Consider the following 543-nt stretch of genomic DNA (forward strand, 5'->3'; position numbering starts at 1 on the left):
TGATCAGGCTTTGCTTTGAAGCCCATCGTCATCGACGGCCAGCCCAACGCTTCGACCGGGCCGTGGGCAATGGTGACGGTTCCGCTCTCGGTGTTTACTTTCTTGACCGTACCTGTGGCTGTAGCGGTCTGTCCCGCCGACTTCTGGTCCATTGGCATGTTCATGCCTTTGTGATCCATCGGCATGCCGTCCATTGGCTCCTTGTCGGCGGCATAGGCGACTGGTACTAGGAAGAGTGAGGCAAGGGTGATGTGCTTGATGTTCATAGATGTTCTCCAGGGGAGTTGGTTGCGTGCTGGGCCTGCAATTGCCGGCGGCGCATCAGCAGGTAGGCTGCCGGCAGAACGAACAGGGAGAGCAACGGCGCGGTGATCATCCCGCCCACCATGGGCGCGGCAATACGGCTCATGATTTCGCTGCCGGTCCCGCCGCCCCAAAGGATGGGCAGCAGGCCAGCGATGATCACGGCGACGGTCATGGCCTTGGGGCGCACTCGCTGGACAGCACCTTCACGAATGGCGTCGAGCAGGACGCCTTCGCCAT

2 protein-coding genes are annotated in these 543 nt (G+C 61.1%); both read right to left on the reverse strand.

What is annotated here, in order from left to right; genetic code table 11:
* Nucleotides 1-266: copper-binding protein (locus QKY98_RS23700; RefSeq protein WP_284671718.1), on the reverse strand; the 266-nt coding region annotated here is incomplete at its 3' end.
* A partial coding sequence (locus tag QKY98_RS23705; protein ID WP_284671719.1) for an efflux RND transporter permease subunit occupies nt 263-543 on the reverse strand: 281 nt, incomplete at its 5' end. The genes QKY98_RS23700 and QKY98_RS23705, both read right to left, overlap by 4 nt.

The sequence above is a fragment of the Pseudomonas sp. HR1 genome, assembly GCF_030175875.1.
Classification (GTDB): Bacteria; Pseudomonadota; Gammaproteobacteria; order Pseudomonadales; family Pseudomonadaceae; genus Chryseomonas; species Chryseomonas oryzihabitans.